We start from the raw sequence: 18,191 nt of genomic DNA, 5'->3' as shown, positions 1-18,191 counted from the left end.
CACCCTCAACCAGCCCGGAGAACAATAATGAACAAACCTGCGCTGCAACAGACACCCGATGGTTTCTACCTGAACCGCACGCCCTGGTTCGCCTTTATCCTGCTGTGCAGCATCTTTGCACTGTGGGCCGCGGCGGCGAGCATGAATGACGTGCTGATCGCCCACTTCAAGAAAGCGTTTTTGCTCAGTGACTTCCAGACCGCCTTTGTTCAGTCGGCGTTTTACCTGGGCTACTTTTTTGTGGCGATTCCGGCCGCAATGGTGGTGCGTCGTTTCAGCTACAAGAGCACGATTCTGATCGGGCTGCTGTTGTATATGTTCGGCTGCCTGCTGTTTTTCCCCGCCGCGTCCACGGCCAAATACGGCATGTTCCTGCTTGCGCTGTTTGTGATCGCTGCCGGCCTGTCGTTCCTGGAAACCGCCTGCAACACCTACTCGACGCTGATGGGCCCACGGGAAACCGGGACCCGGCGCTTGAACATCTCGCAAACCTTTCACCCATTCGGTGCAATGGCCGGGGTGTACGTGGGCAGTTTCGTGATGTTCAAGGACACCGATGCGACCACTGAACAACTGACGCAGATGAGCGCCTCCGAGGCGGCCGTGCAGCAGTTGCAAATGATCCAGTCCACGTTGTTGCCCTACAAGTGGATGATCGCGGTGCTGGTGCTGATATTTATCCTGATCGCCATTACGCGGTTCCCCGCCTGCAAGGGCAATAAGCCGGCGGGTAGCAAGCCTGGCAGCCTGCGCGAAAGCCTGGGGCGCCTGTGGCGTAACCCGCGCTTCACTTTTGGGGTATTGGCGCAGTTCCTCTATGTGGGAGCGCAAGTGGGGGTGTGGAGCTTCACCATTCGCCTGGCCATGCAAATGGGCGGTATGAATGAGCGCAGCGCGTCATGGTTTTTGCTGACCACCTTTGCTGCCTACTTTGTCGGCAAGTTGCTCGCCAACCTGTTGATGCGGCGTCTGCACCCCGCCAAGGTCCTGGCGATCTACGGGGTGCTGTGTATCGTGCTGCTGGCCTACACCATCCTGGTGCCGAACATTTCGGCGGTGTATGCAGCGGTCGGCGTGAGCATTTTCCTGGGCCCTTGCTGGCCGACCATATACGGCCTGACCATCGATGGCCTGGGTGAAGATACCGGCGTCGGCGGTTCGTTGCTGGTGATGAGCATTGTCGGCGGCGGGGTGATTCCGATCTTCCAGGGCCTGTTGTCCGACGCCAGCGGCGGCAACATGCAACTGGCCTACAGCGTGCCGTTGCTGTGCTTTATCGTGATCGTGATGTATGCGCTCAAGTGCATGCGCCAGCCGGGTACCTTACCGCTGGGCGCGACGCGGGCGGTGGCCTCATGACTACACGTATCCCGCTGTATCGCGCGATGTTCGGTGAGCAGGAAAAGATCCTGCTGCAGTCGCAGGCATTCAAGGTCAGCGCCTGGACCTACCCGTCCGGGGTGCCGGCCCTGAGCCTGGAGAACAGCCGTGGACGACTGGTGATACTGCCTTATCAGGGGCAGATGATCTGGTCGGCTGTGTTCGACGGTTGCGACCTGACCATGAGCAACCTGTTCGCGCAACCCCGGCCCAGCCCGACAGTCATCGATACCTATGGCTGCTTCATGTTTCACAGCGGCCTGTTGCGCAACGGTTGCCCGGCGCCTGATGACACGCATGCCTTGCACGGCGAAATGCCCTGTGCGCCCATGGACACGGCCTGGTTGGAGATCGGCGAGGGTTTTTTGCGCCTGAGCGGCGCGTATGAATATGCCAAGGGGTTCGGTGATCGCTATCGGGCTTGCCCTGGCGTGACACTGCGTGCCGATTCGGCGTTGTTCGATATCGACATGGACGTGACGAACCTGGCGGGCAAGCCCATGGACCTGATGTACATGGCCCACATGAACTACGCGTATGTGGACGGCGCCCGATTTGTCGAGCCGTTGGGGATGCAGCGCCAGCGCCTGCGTACCAGCGTGCCGGACCACGTCACGCCGACCCCGGCGTGGAGCGCCTACATGGCGCAACTGGCCGAGCATCCGGCCCAATTGGCCTGCCTCGAACAGTCGTCACTGTACGACCCTGAAATCGTGTTTTTCTTCGATGGCGTTGGCACAGACGCCGCGGGCCAGGCGCATTTTCTGCTCGATCATCCCGACGGTGCGGCGTTCTATACCCGTTACCGTCCCGAGCAATTCGAGCACGCCGCGCGCTGGATCCTGCACACGCCGGATCAGCAAGTGGCGGCCTTTGTGCTGCCGTCTACCTGCGAACCCGAGGGCTATAACGCCGAAAAAGCCAAGGGCCACGTGCGGGTGCTGGCGCCCGGCGCCAGCGCCTCGTTCCGTGTCACCACCGGTTACTTGAGTGCGCAGGAGCGGCAGAGGTTGCTGGGTTAAACCAGCAATTGCGCACCGCTGGCCTGGATGATGTCCTTATAGCTGCGGGGGATTTTCTTGTCGCTGACCACGTACTGGAAGTCTTCCAGGGTGGCGAAGTGGGCGGTGCGCACCGTGTCGAACTTGCTGAAGTCGGCAAGCAACACGCGCTGCTGGGCCTGGCGCATGACCTTTTGCTTGACCTCGACTTCATTGAAGTTGAAGCACGTCACGCCGAACTCCTGGCTGACGCCGGCGGCGGTCACGAAAGCCCAGGTCAGGCGCACGCTGTCGAGGATGCTGCTTTCGGCGCTGCTTTCAAAGACCTGGTTCTTGCGATGAAAGGTGCCGCCGCACAACACAATGTGGCAATTGGGTTTGTTCTGCAGCTTGAGCAGCACGTTCAACGAGCTGCACACCGCCGTGAACTCCAGCTCATCGGGGATGAAATCAACCACAAAGGCGAGGTGGTGCCGCAATCGAAAAATACCGTGTCACCGGCCTGGATCAACGGCGCGGCGAGTTTTCCGATGCGGCGCTTTTCCTCGACGTGGCGCGTGTCCTGCTCGGCTACCCGGTAATCGCCGACCTCATTGCCGACCCGGGTGATGTAGCCACCCAGCAGCCGCAGGTGGTCGCTGAAGTGGTTGAGATCGCGGCGCAGGGTCATCTCGGAAACGTCCAGCAGGGCGGCCATTTCCTTCAGGTGAATGGCGTTCTGGTCCTGCAGGGCTTGTTGGATAAGCTTGAGTCGCTCGGCTTTTCTACTGTCCACGGGTATTCCAGGGCTTGATTGTTGGTGTTAAATAAGTAACATTAATTGTTAGTATTATAACGTATTGGCGTGAGTACTGTGACAAGCGCCTCACAATTCATTGGCAACATACAGGCAAGGGCCCTTTAAATGAACAGTCTTCCACCCACCGCATTGGCCAGGTACATCGATCACACCTTGCTGGCGCCCGACGCCACCCGTGAACAGATCCGGACCTTGTGCGAGGAAGCCCGCGAGCATGGCTTTTATTCGGTGTGCCTGAACTCCGGGCAGGTGCCTTACGCCGCTTCGTGCCTGACCGACAAGACCGTGGTGATTTGCGCCGTGGTCGGCTTTCCACTGGGCGCCGGCCTGAGTGATACCAAGGCCTTCGAAGCCCAGCGGGCAATTGCCGCCGGGGCAGGGGAGATCGATATGGTGCTCAATATTGGCTGGTTGAAGGACGGGTTGCTGGACGCCGTGCGCGAAGATATTGCCTTGGTCCACAAGGCCTGCGGCGCCGTGCCGTTGAAGGTCATCCTGGAAACCTGCCTGCTTGACGACCAACAGAAGGTCCAGGCTTGTGAAATCTGTCGGGACTTGGGTGTGGCCTTCGTCAAGACGTCCACCGGATTCAGCCGCAGCGGCGCTACGCTCGAAGACGTGGCACTGATGCGCAGAACCGTGGGCACTGGGGTTGGGGTGAAGGCCTCCGGCGGCGTGCGCGATTATCCGACGGCGGTGAAGATGATTGAAGCCGGGGCGACACGTTTGGGCAGCAGTTCGGGGGTTGCGATTGTGGGTGGGGCGATGACGGCAGTGAGTGGTTACTGAAGGGGGTTTGCTGGTGCGGTAAAGACCAGTACTAATTTAGCTCAACTAAATTCATTTAGTTGAGCTGGCTTCAAGCATAGGGGACTCAGAACGGGTGAGGGCAGTGGTGCGCCGTGCGCTGATACGCTCGACCGTCTGCATATGTTCCGTGCCCCAGGTGCATAACCCGCCCAGCGCAATCGCCAGGGACTGCCCGAAGGGCGTGAGGGAATACTCGACCTTGGGGGGGATTTCCTGGAAGTCGATGCGCGCAATTATTTCATCGCGTTCCAACTCCTTGAGTTGTTGGATCAGCACCTTATCGGTCACGCCGCCGATCGCACGTCTCAATTCGCCGTACCGGTGAACATTTTTCGCCAGGTTATACAAAACCAGCGGTTTCCATTTACCGCCAATCACCGCCAGGGCGGCTTCGAGCCCGCAATTAAAGCTGTTGTTGGCCATGGTCCGGAACTCCAAGGGGGTACTTACTAAAAGGTGCATACTATTCAAAAGAATAGCCTGGATCTAGAGTTGGGCCTCAACATTCTTGTGAGTTCACCATGAGCAGGCTCAACGGAAAAATTGCAGTGATTACCGGCGGCAACAGCGGTATCGGCCTGGCCAGTGCCATTCGTTTTGCGGCGGAAGGCGCGCAGGTGGTTATCGTAGGACGCAGGCAGCAGGAACTGGACAAGGCGCTCCACCAGATCGGCCACGAGGCCATCGCCATCCAAGGTGACATTTCGAACCTTGACGATCTGGACCGTGTCTTCACCCAGGTTAAAGCTGCCAAAGGCCGGATAGATGTGTTGTTTGCCAATGCGGGTCTTGGCGATTTCCAGCCCATCGGATCAATCACCGAAGAGTCGTTTGATCGTACATTCGGCATCAACGTCAAAGGCACGTTATTCACCGTGCAAAAAGCGTTACCTCTGATGCGCGCCGGCGGCTCGGTGATCCTGACTGGCTCGACGACCGGCAGCATGGGCACACCAGCATTCAGCGTGTACAGCGCCACCAAGGCCGCGCTGCGTAACTTCGCCAGGAGCTGGGCGTTGGACCTGAAAGGCACCGGTATTCGCGTCAACGTACTTTCACCTGGGCCGATCTCGACACCGGGATTGGACATGGCGCTTAACAGCACCGGCCAGAAAGACGCGATCATTGAAGACATGACCACGCAGTTGCCGCTGAGTCGAATTGGTCAGCCGGAAGAAATTGCAGCCGCGGCGTTGTTCCTGGCGTCGGATGAAAGCAGCTTCATGACCGGTAGCGAAATGTTCGTGGATGGAGGCTTTGCCCAGGTCTGACGTTGAAAGGGGTTTTGCCCGTTGAAATCTGATGGGCACTGCCCCTGATTACGCAATACTATATTACGCATAATGTATATTATGTTAAACGAGGTGCTATGTCAGATATGTTCATAAGCTACGTAAGTCACTGATTCGACCAATTCGTATTTGACGCCTACTCTCTCAACGGGCCATGTCCATAGTGTTCATGACGATTCGTTGAATGAGGTGGCTTTCGATGAAACTGATTCAGTGCAGGTTCTCTTCAGGTCAAAGACTACCGCTGCTTGTACAAGCTGGTGATGCGACGCCGTTGCCCATACTCATTCCGTTCATCTACGTCCAACTCAAACTCAGGCACCGCGCTTACAACACGGCTGCGGCGCACCTGCGCGCGATCCAGGCTTTCTACGCTTATGCCAAAAGCCGAGATCTGGATATCGATGAGACCATCTTGGCCTGCGACTTTGAAGCGATTCTGGCTTTGCTGGACGGTTACGCTATTTGGCTCCAAAGTGGCCGTCATGCCGATAATCTGATCGCCCGAATCGGCAAAGCTGGCACTGTACTTTTTCAGCAGATCAGTTCACGAACACGTGACCAGTACCTGCGCCTGCTGAAAAAATACTTGTCTTGGTGCGTCACCCGTTACATCCCGCGCGTCCGTCAGAATTCAGCCACACAGGCTGACATCAACGTGGTATTTCCTGATGTTGCCGACGTCATTGAGCGGCGCTTTGAGAGCCATATCATCAATGCTCGTCCCGATCGCACTCGTTACCGCAGCCTGACAGATACGCAACTACAGATCGTTCGCACACTGATTCGCCCTGGCGCTGCGGCGAATCCGTTCCCGGAACGTTTGCAACTGCGTAACTGGCTAATGATTGAATTGCTCTTGGAGACCGGCATCCGTCGCGGAGAGCTTCTGAAGCTCTACACCACGGATATCAATAAAGGTTCTCAGCACGCCTATGTCAGCATCAATGATCGCGAACATGATCCCCGCGACCCGCGCGTTGAAGAGCCTGCGCTCAAAACACATGGGCGGACCGTAGGCATCTCCGCACAGTTGTATGAGGTCTACGAGCGCTATATCCAGCGCGACCGGCGCCCTCTGCGTGACGGTAAACCGATGAAATTGCTGTATCGCTATTTGTTCATCTCGGATCGTGGCCGCCCGCTGTCGATCCGCGCGTTGTCTAACGTTCTTGATCGGCTGTTTCTGACTATTGAGCTGGCTCATCCAGGATTGTTGCCTACACTTTCTGCGCATGACTTTCGCCACACCTTTGCAGACCACTTTTTGGCTTACCTGGTCGAACAGCGTGGGCATGACCTCGAGCGGGCCACGGACGAACTACGGCGAGTCTGCGGTTGGTCTGAGACCTCGACTATGCCACGTCGTTACGCAGGTCGTTATCTAGCCGAGTCGGCCAACCTCCACAATGCCCAGCGCACCTCGGCAGCCTGGAGCCGACTTGACAGTTAAGGAGGTTCGCCGTGACCAAATCAGCCGATCAAGAACACGCGTCACCGCCCTCCTCTTTGCCAGCTTACGTGTTCAGGGGGCCCGCTCACGTTGCGATTCGAACTCGCACTAATGACCAACCAAGCTACGTCGATACCCGGCTAAAGGTGTGGACATGGTACGACGGTGGAGTCGCGCTGAAAATTGATTGGGGCGAGCTAGCCTTAGCTCCAGAGCTTACTGAAATAGCCAAAGGCTTTATGGCTTATTCGTTAGAGAAGTATGCTCCCCAAACAGCATTCATGTTTGCTAGGTTTCTTGTCTACTTATCAAGCACCAACCTCGCCCAACACTTTCCTTGGGGTCAGCAAAACTTTATTGCCAAATTAGAAGACTTTAAACAAGTTAGGCACAACCTAATTGGGCTTCGCAGATTTTATCGCTGGGCAATGGATAGAGGAATTAATGGATTCGATCCAATCACATATTTAAAAATCAAGGAGGTAAAATCAGATCGGGTTGACCCCTATGCTCGAATTTTTCTCTCGCAGTCTGGGTTAGAACTTGACGAGGAAGTTCGATTGCTCAAACGCATTGAACGAGAACCTAAATCTGACTCTTGGGAGGATGTTCAGCTTAATATAGTGCTTCACTTGGGTTTCGAACTCGCACCTCGGTCGATTCAATTTCATTCACTTGACATTGCTGACTTTGAGTTTATTGAGAGCGCAGGTCACGAGAAGTACTATACCCTGTGGTTACCCATGGCCAAAAAAGTCGGCCAGCGCAGACCTGAGCGGCGCCCCCGCAAGATAACCACCCGCCTAGGTGAGAAAATCTCACGCCACGTTTTAGAAATTCAACGCCGTTTTGGTAGCGACTGTGAACCATTATTTGTCAATCCTTGTGGAAGGCGTCTCTCGGTTATTGAAATCGGTACAGGTCTCAAATACGAGCTGCGTGAAGCTGGGATAGATAGGCCGAATCAGGTATCCATGTTGTTGCGCCATCACCTCGGGCAAGGCTTGGCGGATCAGGGTACTCCAGCAGACATGATTGCCGAACTGCTCGGTCACAACAGCACGGTTGCAGCGCGTGCTTACGTAACGGCCACCCCTAACATTGCCCGGATCAAAGAGAAAGCACTGGGTAAGAGCCCGGCCTATCAACGCATCATGCGCAGCTTATTAACTGGGAAAATCGTCCAACGCCGCGATGCGGCTCCTGAAGCAGCCGTCCGCGGTGTCATTGATACGCAATACATAGGCGATATTGGTGCCTGCGCCCTGCCCGTTCATACCCACTGTCCCTACAATCCTATATACGCGTGCTACACCTGCAAGAAGTTCCACCCCTTTGCTGACGGCCGCCACGAGCAGGTAAAGGATGCGCTCCAGCGGGAGGCCCAACGGTTCATTGATATGGCAGAACAAGCCGGTGATCTGAGTCACAACCGGCCCCTCGCCCAGCATCAGACAACCATCCTGGCAGTAAGCGCTACGATCGAACGCTGCCGGCAGCACACGGAGGGTGCCGAAGATGACGCTGTCTAGGGCAAGGCTGAGCCTCGAAAGCTTTATTGCACAGGAGCAAGCGATTTTTCGGTCATTACCGATTTCAACACCATGGGCGGAATCATTCTGGGGTATCGGAAATTGGTTGCCGCAAAGGGATGTTAACAAACATGCACTTACGTTTGAGACGTACCGACAAGCCCTGGAAAAGACAGGTTATCCTGCACCGCCGAAGGGCCCACTCCCCTTTGCTTTCCAGGACTTTAGCAAGGCTCTAATTGTGTATTTACAACGCACCAGAAGCCTGAAGTTTTCGATGGTGGCTGCATACAATATTGCTGTTCGACGGCTGTACAACACCCTGTTTGAGCGCGGCGTATCCGACCCCACACTCCTGACGCGAGGCGATTTCGACCGCGTCGTAGGCTTTCTCCGTGAGAGCGGCTACAAGAATATCTACGACGCGATCTCTCACCTCCAAGTAATAGCGAATACGATTGATAATCTCCAATTAACCGAGTTCGCCATCCACTTTGAGCATGATGCAAAACCAGAAAAACGCCGACACGATTACATTTCATTGCACGACCCTGATCGTGCGGTAAAACAGCGTAAATCTGATGATAGATTACCTTCTCGTGAGGCGATGGAGGCATATGCACTATGTTCGAACAACCCACTTAGTGACGGCGAAGAAATTTTGCTGCGAGTGATCGACTTATTGATAGCGACTGGGCAACGAGGTAACGAAGTAGCCGTAATACCCTATGATTGTTGGGTCGAAAGGCCGATCAAAGGGACGACAGGAGAAGTAGTTGTCGATGCACATGGCAAGCCTCTGGTCGAATGCGGGATTAGGTACTTCGCGGAAAAGCAATTTCAGTCCCGTGTTCATTGGCTGGCTGAAAGCGACATTCCTCTAGCCAGGCGCGCAGTAGAGCGATTAAAAACGCTAACCAATGAACAACGAGAAATTGCCGCCTGGCAAGAACTCCACCCAGGACGTATTTGGAGCTACCCCCCTCAGTCAGTGATCTCCGATGCAAAGGTCTTGGACTGGCTAGGTTTTAGCGAAGCAAGAAGCGCAAGCAGAAATCTATACCTTTTCCTCACACGCAACGGTGTCCATCCATTTGACGATGAACCGGATGAAAAGCAAGGAAGGTCGTTAAAGCGACGTTACGTCGCCGGGGAGATTGAGCGACTGATCGTCCCGAGGATCCGTGGGCACGCGGCATTGACAGAAAATGTCGGGGGACAAGTTCGTATCGTACTTAGAACCAGCGAAACGCTTGCGATCGCTTTCGACGGCCAATTTCGTTTCGGTGGACGTGAGGCGAATGTGTTTCGTGCGGTCCCGCGTCGGGTCACCCTCGGGGATATCAATCACGCATTAGGTGACGATGAAAAATATACGTCCATTTTTTCGCGTCGCTCATTAACCGAATCCGATGGGACTCCAATTAGGCTAACAAGTCACCAACCTAGACACTGGCGGAACACGATTTACCACTTGACCGGTATGAGCGATGTTCAGCAAGCGTTGGCCCTGGGGCGCAAACGCCTCGACCAGAATGTTTATTACCAACACACGAGCATTGAAGAAAACACCGCTGCCCATCATGAGTTCCTGGCGTTCAATAGCTATCACGAGCGCCTCGACTTTCTACATACAGCCATAAGAGATAAGCGCATTCATGGCGCTTTGACCGATAGTTACCATGCTTTGCTATCAGATAAAGGTACAACAACTGCAGAAGCATTCCTCACCGTACACGCCACGGCGCTGCATGTGACCCCTTTCGGAGGTTGTATCCACGATTTCTCCCAGGCCCCCTGCCCTAAGCATCTTCAATGCTGGAATGGCTGCTCGCATCTACATCTGATGGGCACTCCATCGGAGCGGGTCAACCTTGAAAAACAAGCCAAGAATCTGACGAAGGCAATATCCATCATGCTCGACGCAGGCACCGGAGAGGCAGGCAGCGATGTATGGCTAGCAGACCAGGAAAACAAGCTCAACAATTTAAAATCTGTCCTTGCACGCGATACCTATGGAGGTGTGCAACGCGTGTTTCCAAACGGGCGTCCAATCACCGTTATGGACTCGGACAAACGACACAGTTCGGTATCAGATGACTAGGGGCAACTATGGCACGACGACAGACATTGAGGGGCGGTACTCTTGACGAAGCAATAGACGCTCTCCTCGCCCAGATGATTAGTTCAGGAGTGGAGCTCGCTCCCATTTCCCGACCGGAGGTGCAGCGCCGGCTGGGCCTGACAAGCCGAGCTACGCTAGGAGGTGACCGTGGAGACAGAATTGAGGCCGCCCGTATTGTTCAAATGAGGGAAAGCGGGAGGGATCCGGATGGTGCCCGCCGGCGCAGGAGTCTCGAAGAGCGTATTGCAAGTCTTCAAGCGGAGAACGCTGCGTTGGCAATACAGCGAGACAAGCTTTTCGAGGCCCTGTCAGTAATAGCACACAACTGCCTTATGAACGGTTTGGACGTAGAGTCAGTAATGGCACCGTTGAGAAACACCCGATAATCAGGCTGAGTAGTCTTCGTATCGACTACAAATTACGGCATGGTAATCTGCCCACATTGCTAGGCAGGACTGCGTCAGCTCTGACGACTGCACATTACGGTACACGTTCGTCCCAGACGCAGAGCGTTGACATGAGCGCCAACCGCTCGTAGAGTTTGGCTTGTAGACCTTGTAGACCTTGTAGACCTTGTAGCCCTTGAGGCACTTGAGCTTTAACTCCCCTTGAGGGATCTGCAAAGCCCGGTAACGACCGGGCTTTTGCCTTTCTGCTGTATTGCTCTGAACTCTCATAAGACGTTCCCTCGTATTCACCCTTTTATCGCCGTTGTGTTTTCAACCAGACGCGGCTTGCTCAGGGCTCCTCGTACTCGGCCTCAGTTTAGGGCAGCGAGGTATCTACAAAACGCAGGGCGATTCAGTCGCCGTCCGAGTTAGAAGGTCCTGCTGAGCGCTTGAAAGAGGTGATGAGAAAACCTGCTGGATCACGCCGTCCACGCATTCCCCCACCAGAGTTCGCCCGATAGAGAAAAATACGATTTCTACCCCGACGGCGGGAGGCATCATCCCACTGCCTCCTCTATTAGCCAAAAGGTTCATCTCATGGCTACTGACGAACAGTGGGCCTGGGAGCTTGGTGAATCAACACACAAAGATCCCTACAGCACCTTTGGCAGCGATCACCATCAGCGCTGGCAATCCTTCAACGCTCATCTGCTTATGCAGGGTACTCAGCAAATTCTCGTCGAGCTCACTCGGGCGAGCCGGACAACCGTCGGGATGCGAATGCCATTCGCCCACATAATCCACCATGCCAGCAGTACGCTTGTGTACTACCTCCAGCGCTTCTGCCTGGCCCTCTTGCCCTCTAATGAAATGGCTCGGACTGGCCTCGCTGTCCGGCGGTGCCGGCAGAACGTCAACAATGACAATCGTCTTCGTTTTGAGATCCGTGACGCCGAGGATTGCGCCACCCGTTTCGTTCGGAAGGGCCTTCTGTCGAGCGGTGTACAATTTCTGAACCAGTGACTCGTCGTACTTCACCGTCCAGCCAGATGATTGCGCAGTATGCACTTGCGCGGTGTCGATCTCATGAGCGGTAACCGATCCGGATCGGTCATCTGATTCCCAGACACAAATCCTTGCCTGCGACTTGGCGACTGACTGCCGAAGCTGCCTGGAAAGAATTCCGGCATGACCATGAATAGATTCACCCGACATCCTTACCGAAATGTCACGACAGCCACCGCCCACCCAGCGATCCCCCAGAGGCTGGGCCAAGTGCTCATGACCCCACTCGTTTTCCAGTATCGCTCGGTAGTACTGCCCCTCCAGACCGTCAATGCGCCGAAGCCTGTCCTGATCTTCGAGAATCATCACACTTGAGAGACCTGAAGGTGTAACGAACAAGCTCACGGTGCGGGGAGCTTCCGGTCTACGGGCGAGCTCACGTGGTGCCTCCAACGTTGTCGTTACATCCACCAAGATTTGGGCACCGCTCAACGACGAGGCGATCTCCTCGGTATCCTCAAGTATGCTTTTGGCAATTGCCTTGGGTGGATCCCAGTTCGGAAAGATTTCTACAGCCAGATCCCTCACTACGTTGACCTTTGGCCGGCCAACGTATAAATCGAACGCCACATGGCGGCATAAATTGTGAGGCAGCACCCGATCAGGGTCTATGAACGTCCACCGCCCCCAGCCTTGGCGAATCCATAGATCAGCCAACACGCTACCTAACGCCCCCACCCCGGCCAGGACGCCTTGGATGTCACTGTTCTCCTCAGGGGTGCCCGATAGATCACGAGCGGCTTTGGCTGTGAGAGCACTTCGAACTTCTACCGACATGAGCGGGATCAATCGCCAGGCAATACTGCCAGATCCACCGAGGATCACGCTACGGTGACTCAACCCTTTCGAATCAGGGGGGCCTAGCATATCTAGGGCCGTTGCTAGGTCAAACAGAGAGACGTCCAGCATGTACCCAGCTACGTCAAAGCGTTCAGCCTCGCCGTCGCGTACGCGCGGAATCCAGACAGTAATGAGTACACCTTGGCCTTGGGCGGGAGCAGCAGAAACACCGCCTTCAATGGCGTCGTAAACGGTCGCATGAAGCGACTGATAGAGGTCGCTGCCCCAGCTTACGAGTTGATCATGCAGATCACCCAAGGTCTCTGGATAGCGAGCCAACGTTGGCGATCCCACAGGATTGACCACCATTGAGACCATCCTGACCAGCTTCGACTGGTCGCCTGGCCGAGTGGGATCGGCCCTCAAGATGATCGAGTCACCTACATCCACTTTGCAAATGGTCAACGTGTTGCTACCCGATTTTGCGTAATCGGTATAGTTGGAAGGCAGGATAAGCTGGTAAGGGCTCATGTAAAAAAGCTGCTCAACCGGCTGATCACTCCGGTGTAGTTTCAACAGAGCAGACTCTCGCAACCACCAGAACATTCGAGCGATGAAACGCTCCGGCGTCCAGGTTCGCTCGACCGTCGACCAATTGCTGTCGTACAGACAAAGCACCCTAGCCCCGCCTATGGAAGGCGGATGCTGGTGCGACAGCACAGGGAAGTCTTTGCGCAGCGTGTAGACTACTACCGGCACGCGGAAGTCGGGGTTTACACCGACCGCCAATCGCTCGCGTCGCCTGACTCCTCCGAGATTACCCGAATCCACTGTACCGTCGCCGGCATCGATGACAATGTATTCGCTGATTATCGTCCCTGGTTTGTCCTTCCTGACTTCTCGAACATCGGTGTAGGGACAAGCACGTAAAGCTTTGAGGAGTGCCTGGGTATGGGGATAGAGGTGATCCTCATCTGCACAGTCCAAAACCTCACCGAGCTCGTAGTAATCGATCATTTGAACTTGCCAGCGCGTGGCGGAATCGACGCCGCTACGGAACTCGGTACCGCTCCAGCAAGCGCTGCAGCAACGGCCAGCAGTTTGATCTTACCATCCGACCGAACCTCGAAGTCCATGCAAGCCTTCTCACCGAGATCCCCAGTGCAAGAGAACCAACCATCAACTTCGTCCAGGATGCCCTGATACTCACGCTTCGCCCGGATGCAGGGCGGATCGCAATAATCGTCGAGAATCTCAACACTGCTGGAAACGATCGTTGCACCATTGCGTGCCTGGCTCAGGGCTTGACGGGCATCCCAACTTACCTTGGCGTTCTCGCCCTTGCCCGACCAGCTGTCCCACGAAAGCGTGTGCCAGGAACAGTGGTGCGGAGCTAGGAGCAGATCATATTCAAGCACCTCGGGCGTGGACTCGTAATGACTCCACATCCGCTCCCAGATCAATACCTCAGCGTCACCGCCAACAAGGAATTTGGTTTTGGTTTGCGAGTAAGCCGACGGCGAGATCTGAATATTCATGATCACGCTCGATTCGTTTTTTGTCAGGTCTTCTTCAAGATCCGCATCATCTTCATGCGGTGCCGGTGCGAGCAGGTGCGAGGTGAAAAACTGCGGAAGGTTTTCACCTGCGATCTGGCTGAAAGTCTGGCCGGCTTTAACCAGGATTGGGCCAAGATCGTCAGTCTTCCCCTGGTTGTCTTCGCCCATGATGCGAATGCGGTTCCCATCACCTGCAATGCGATAATTGCGCCAGTAGATCACTCGCCGCCGCGCTTCTTTATCGAAAGCTTTCGCGTCGTCACAGAGGATGTGGTTCTTCGAACTCCGACGGAATACCAGAGGCGACGACCACATTTCACGGATCAAAATCCGCCTCTCCCAACGATCCTTGCCGTCGTCAGGGTAGTCCGCAGGATCGCCAAGCCAGAAGTGATTTCTCAGGCCTGCACAGTGGTCTTGGTCAGGATGACTCAATAGGAAGGCGTTGACGAATGGGCGGTCTTTGGCATCCCACTGCAGCCGCTCTCGCAATGCCCTGCCCACGTCAGGAGTGTCATCGTCTGGGTTGTCCGCAGCCTGGCGGATCCGCGAGTCAATCAGAATGGTGGTGACCAACGTATCGGCCAACCGGATCAACGTCATGTCACCGGTACCCACTTGAAAAAACGTCACCTTGGCAGCCATATATCCCTCCCCGGGCACTGGGCCATCTTTGAGAAACGCTACAGATACTGTAAGATACGTATAGAAACTCAATCCGTCTAGATACTATTCGAATATTTTTTATACCCATTACCTACCAGGCTGATTTCAGATGACTGCTACCGCTACTCGTACCGGACGCTGGGGCCAGGAACGCCGCCTTGAATTTATAGATTTTCGGCTGCTGTGGGAGCGAAAACTCAATCGCTCAGACCTGACCATTTTTTTTGGGATTTCTGTTCCTCAAGCGTCATTGGATTTCGCGACCTATCAAGAACTCGCTCCTGACAACATGGCCTATGACCGAACGCTGAAAGCGTACGTGGCAGGCCCTGACTTCAAACCCGTCTTGACCAACCCGGATCCAGCGCACTATCTAAATGAGCTACAGCAGCGTGGCATAGGCAATATCGCCCCAACGGATAGTTTCATCGGCTGGGCGCCCCCAGTGGCGAACCTACCTTCTCCCATGAGGCAGGTTGATCAACAGATCCTGATCAAGCTCATCAGGGCGCTCCAGGCAGGCGAGGCAGTGGACGTCGACTATCGATCAATGACCAATTTCGACGAGCCAGCTGTTCGGACTATCTTCCCCACATCGTTCGCCCATGACGGCTTTCGTTGGCACACCCGCGCCTTCTGCTTCAAGTCAGGGATATTCAAGGATTTCGTTTTAGGTCGCATCAATGCCCTGAAGACTTCGTTTGCCCCTCCTTCAGAGGTGCCAGAGGACGTTGAATGGGAGACCTTCATCGATGTGGTGATCGGCCCGAATCCGAGCTACCCGCCACAAAAGCAAAAAGCAATCGAGCACGATTACCAGATGGTGAATGGCGAAGCTCGGCTCAGAGCTCGCAAGCCACAGTTGTATTACCTAAACCGCCGGCTGAACCTGAATGTGAAGCCAGGCGACCCGGTCAGTGAGCATCAGCAGATTGTGATGCTTCGGATTGAGAATGCTCGCAAGGAGTCAGCAGCAGATGAGTGAAACCACTTCAGCCAAGCCAAAGACAGATCTGACGATCGTCATCATCATCTATCTGCTGGCACTTCTGGTCTTCGCGACCTACTCCATCGGTGCGATGGCTCTGGGTTGGCTTTCTGAGCCCTATAGGCCTCTGAGAGTGCCGTTGATGTGTGGCGCGATCGCCTACGTTGGCGGTGCCCTGTACTGCTTCCGTGCGATTTACCTCAACAAGTGCGTCCACAAGCGCTGGGATCCGGACTGGCACGTCTGGTATTTCATCCGCCCCATCACCAGCACAATCGCCGGTGCGGTGAGCTACCTCTTCTTGAAGGCAGGCTTGTTGGTACTGGAGTCGACCGCGAACGCCGGAGCAAGCGAAATTGGATTTTTCGCACTGGCCTTCATAGCCGGCTTCAACGTCGACAAGTTCGTGGCGAAAATTGAGGAGGTCGCGAAGGCGGTGTGGGGCATTGATAAAACCCGGAGTGGACAGACTCGGGCTGGTGAGGCGGAGCCGGTCAAACCGCCCACTCCAACCTCCCCTCAAGCCTGAATTAGGTTCTTGCTTGGGAGTTTGATGCGGCAGGCTCACTGCCTGCCGCTGAGACTTCGTCAGACAGCAACTTGTAGTGGTCAATTAATCCCGGACACGACGTTAAGTTTTTCCTCGGCCCGCGCTGGTGCCAACCCCTCGTTGAATTGGTGAGGCCGAATCCAGTTGTAGCGATGCATCAAAAAATGGCTGATATCGCGCTGCGCTTCCTGCGCAGTTCGATGGCCCACCAATGCCGAGTGAACGGCTGGCTTCGATGTAGCTGTAGTTTAGTTTGAGCACGAGGTCGGCGGCCTCGCGCTTGAATTCAGGAGTAAAGGAGCGCCGTTGCTTGGTTATCTGACACCTCGAGCTGGCGAGCATTCTCGCCTAAATGGGTGTCCGGCTTCATTAGACCACTACAGTAACGTTCAATACCTAAAACGTAAAATTTGCCTGTACAGGCCGCCAGAGTAAAATCAATTTCTCATAGAAACTTTGGACTGTACTCAATGCTTGATGAATATTATTTGTGCGAATTTTGTCTTTCTCAAAATGAACTGCAGCTAGAGATAAAGCAGCGAGGCGTCCAGATTGAGACATGCAAAATCTGCGGCTCACACGACGGCAAGGCACTCCTGGCTTCGGACGTACGGGTACGTCGCATATTTCGTGCATTGATCAGGCTCAACTTTTCTGAGTGGGATTATAATCACCATATTGGCGGAAGCTCCCTCCAAGGACTCATATTCAACAGCAAAGCAATATTCAATCTTCCAGCTGACGCCTGCGAGTCAAGCTTCGAGGATGTCTTCCTGACGATGGAGGAAACGGTAGGCTGGTACCCTGATTCCGAGGACGATATTACACTCGGGGGCGGTTATTGGGATGGCGGGATTTTGGACGGCTTACATAATCGAAGAGATCATAATGTTGAGACTCTAGTGCGAAACGCACTAGAGCTGAACTCCTTCGAAACTGAGTCGAATGCTAAGGGGCTGATCGCTCTTTTACAGCCCGATATATTTTATATCATTCCAGCAGGCACAGAATTTTTCAGAGGGCGTGTTGGCGTAGCCTCTCGCTTGAGAAAAGAGCAACATGAATTTCACGATGCTCCAAATTTTGTGTATCTTCCATACTCGGGAAAACAAATAGATCGCCCTCCCATGCATCTCGCTACGGAAGGACGTTTCAATCGAACGAGAACCTCTGTGCTCTATTTGGCATCTGACGCCCAGACCGCAGTTGCAGAATTAAGGCCGCATCCGGGCCACTTAGTCTCAACCGCAAAATTTAAAGCCAGACGTGACATTAATGTGGCCAATTTCGCAAATCAAGATATCCGCAATTTTCTAAATGACAAGCGACTGGAGAAATTGCGCACCATTTTATCAATTGCAGAGGTTCTCAACGTACCCATACAACCCGAGCATCGCTACATATATTCCGTGACGCAACTTTTAGCAGATGCAATACGCACGGAAGGATTTTCCGGAATAATGTTCAACAGCAGTGTGGGTGAAGGGGTCAATTTAACTTGCTTTGAAAGCGATGCCTTCGAAGCAGTTGAGAGTAGCGAATGCGTTATGGAAGTAATATCTCTTCAATATAGAATAGCTGAAATGCCAACGGTAGCTGTAAACCATGAGCACCAAGAGCTCATTAAGGATGAAGACAGCCCTTTTGCCACGCTTCTTTACGGTATGACGAGAAGAAAAAAACAGGTGTAGATCCCCTTCGACTGCACCACTAATGGATAGTTGAAGGTGCGACTATCCACATCCAATAATAATTGTCGGCGAGCACATACGACATGCTCGCACAACTAAATCCTTCACTGA

13 protein-coding genes and 2 pseudogenes are annotated in these 18,191 nt (G+C 54.5%); 10 read left to right on the top strand and 5 right to left on the bottom strand.

Going from position 1 to position 18,191, the window contains the following annotated elements; all coding sequences use genetic code 11:
• Positions 1 to 27 precede the first annotated feature (27 nt).
• Both fucP and AB4O05_RS18730 read left to right on the top strand, forming a co-directional pair.
• Entirely contained in the window at positions 28 to 1,359 is a 1,332-nt protein-coding gene (fucP, locus tag AB4O05_RS18735; RefSeq protein WP_460136055.1) for an L-fucose:H+ symporter permease, read from the top strand.
• Complete coding sequence (locus AB4O05_RS18730) at positions 1,356 to 2,402, top strand: aldose 1-epimerase family protein (RefSeq protein ID WP_460136056.1); 1,047 nt, start codon at positions 1,356 to 1,358, stop codon at positions 2,400 to 2,402. Before fucP ends, AB4O05_RS18730 begins: the two co-directional genes overlap by 4 nt.
• On the opposite strand, the pseudogene deoR reads toward AB4O05_RS18730, so the two are convergent.
• Positions 2,399 to 3,156: pseudogene (deoR, locus tag AB4O05_RS18725) on the bottom strand (DNA-binding transcriptional repressor DeoR). The gene AB4O05_RS18730 and the pseudogene deoR overlap by 4 nt on opposite strands.
• A 129-nt stretch (positions 3,157 to 3,285) precedes the next feature.
• On the opposite strand from deoR, the gene deoC reads away from it, so the two are divergent.
• Positions 3,286 to 3,969 (top strand): deoxyribose-phosphate aldolase, encoded by a 684-nt coding sequence (deoC, locus tag AB4O05_RS18720; protein WP_460136058.1) that lies wholly within the window; start codon positions 3,286 to 3,288, stop codon positions 3,967 to 3,969.
• 51 nt (positions 3,970 to 4,020) lie between these two features.
• Here the strand turns inward: deoC and AB4O05_RS18715 are convergent, their stop codons facing one another.
• Positions 4,021 to 4,413, bottom strand: a complete 393-nt coding sequence (locus AB4O05_RS18715; protein WP_460136059.1) for a winged helix-turn-helix transcriptional regulator — start codon at positions 4,411 to 4,413, stop codon at positions 4,021 to 4,023.
• Between the two features lie 98 nt (positions 4,414 to 4,511).
• Here AB4O05_RS18715 and AB4O05_RS18710 point away from each other — a divergent pair, with 98 nt between their 5' ends.
• The 4 genes from AB4O05_RS18710 to AB4O05_RS18695 all read left to right on the top strand — a co-directional run bounded on the left by AB4O05_RS18710 (position 4,512) and on the right by AB4O05_RS18695 (position 10,371).
• Positions 4,512 to 5,261 (top strand): SDR family NAD(P)-dependent oxidoreductase, encoded by a 750-nt coding sequence (locus tag AB4O05_RS18710; protein ID WP_460136061.1) that lies wholly within the window; start codon positions 4,512 to 4,514, stop codon positions 5,259 to 5,261.
• A gap of 220 nt (positions 5,262 to 5,481) precedes the next feature.
• Entirely contained in the window at positions 5,482 to 6,735 is a 1,254-nt protein-coding gene (locus AB4O05_RS18705; protein ID WP_460136062.1) for a tyrosine-type recombinase/integrase, read from the top strand.
• An 11-nt stretch (positions 6,736 to 6,746) separates the two neighbouring features.
• A complete protein-coding gene (locus tag AB4O05_RS18700) occupies positions 6,747 to 8,267 on the top strand; it encodes a tyrosine-type recombinase/integrase (protein WP_460136063.1) in 1,521 nt (506 codons plus the stop codon).
• Positions 8,254 to 10,371: a hypothetical protein gene (locus AB4O05_RS18695; RefSeq protein WP_460136064.1), complete on the top strand. Its 2,118-nt coding sequence runs from the start codon at positions 8,254 to 8,256 to the stop codon at positions 10,369 to 10,371. The genes AB4O05_RS18700 and AB4O05_RS18695 overlap by 14 nt, the downstream gene beginning before the upstream one ends.
• A gap of 1,046 nt (positions 10,372 to 11,417) precedes the next feature.
• Here AB4O05_RS18695 and AB4O05_RS18690 read toward each other — a convergent pair.
• Both AB4O05_RS18690 and AB4O05_RS18685 read right to left on the bottom strand, forming a co-directional pair.
• Positions 11,418 to 13,643 (bottom strand): Mov34/MPN/PAD-1 family protein, encoded by a 2,226-nt coding sequence (locus AB4O05_RS18690; RefSeq protein WP_460136065.1) that lies wholly within the window; start codon positions 13,641 to 13,643, stop codon positions 11,418 to 11,420.
• The gene (locus tag AB4O05_RS18685; protein WP_460136066.1) at positions 13,640 to 14,830 is read right to left on the bottom strand and encodes a ComEC/Rec2 family competence protein; all 1,191 of its coding nucleotides are present in this window, start codon (positions 14,828 to 14,830) and stop codon (positions 13,640 to 13,642) included. The genes AB4O05_RS18690 and AB4O05_RS18685 overlap by 4 nt, the downstream gene beginning before the upstream one ends.
• 130 nt (positions 14,831 to 14,960) lie before the next feature.
• Here AB4O05_RS18685 and AB4O05_RS18680 point away from each other — a divergent pair, with 130 nt between their 5' ends.
• Positions 14,961 to 15,836: a WYL domain-containing protein gene (locus AB4O05_RS18680; RefSeq protein WP_038843347.1), complete on the top strand. Its 876-nt coding sequence runs from the start codon at positions 14,961 to 14,963 to the stop codon at positions 15,834 to 15,836.
• Complete coding sequence (locus tag AB4O05_RS18675) at positions 15,829 to 16,368, top strand: hypothetical protein (RefSeq protein WP_050572377.1); 540 nt, start codon at positions 15,829 to 15,831, stop codon at positions 16,366 to 16,368. Before AB4O05_RS18680 ends, AB4O05_RS18675 begins: the two co-directional genes overlap by 8 nt.
• An 80-nt stretch (positions 16,369 to 16,448) precedes the next feature.
• Here the strand turns inward: AB4O05_RS18675 and AB4O05_RS18670 are convergent.
• Positions 16,449 to 16,598: pseudogene (locus AB4O05_RS18670) on the bottom strand (IS3 family transposase); the annotation flags it as partial.
• A 261-nt stretch (positions 16,599 to 16,859) separates the two neighbouring features.
• On the opposite strand from AB4O05_RS18670, the gene AB4O05_RS18665 reads away from it, so the two are divergent.
• Positions 16,860 to 18,080, top strand: a complete 1,221-nt coding sequence (locus AB4O05_RS18665) for an RES family NAD+ phosphorylase (protein ID WP_460136068.1) — start codon at positions 16,860 to 16,862, stop codon at positions 18,078 to 18,080.
• Positions 18,081 to 18,191 lie beyond the last annotated feature (111 nt).

It is taken from the genome of Pseudomonas sp. S1_G07, assembly GCF_054668565.1.
The sequence above is the reverse complement of the archived record's forward strand: the minus strand, read 5'-3'. Positions and strand labels throughout refer to the sequence as shown.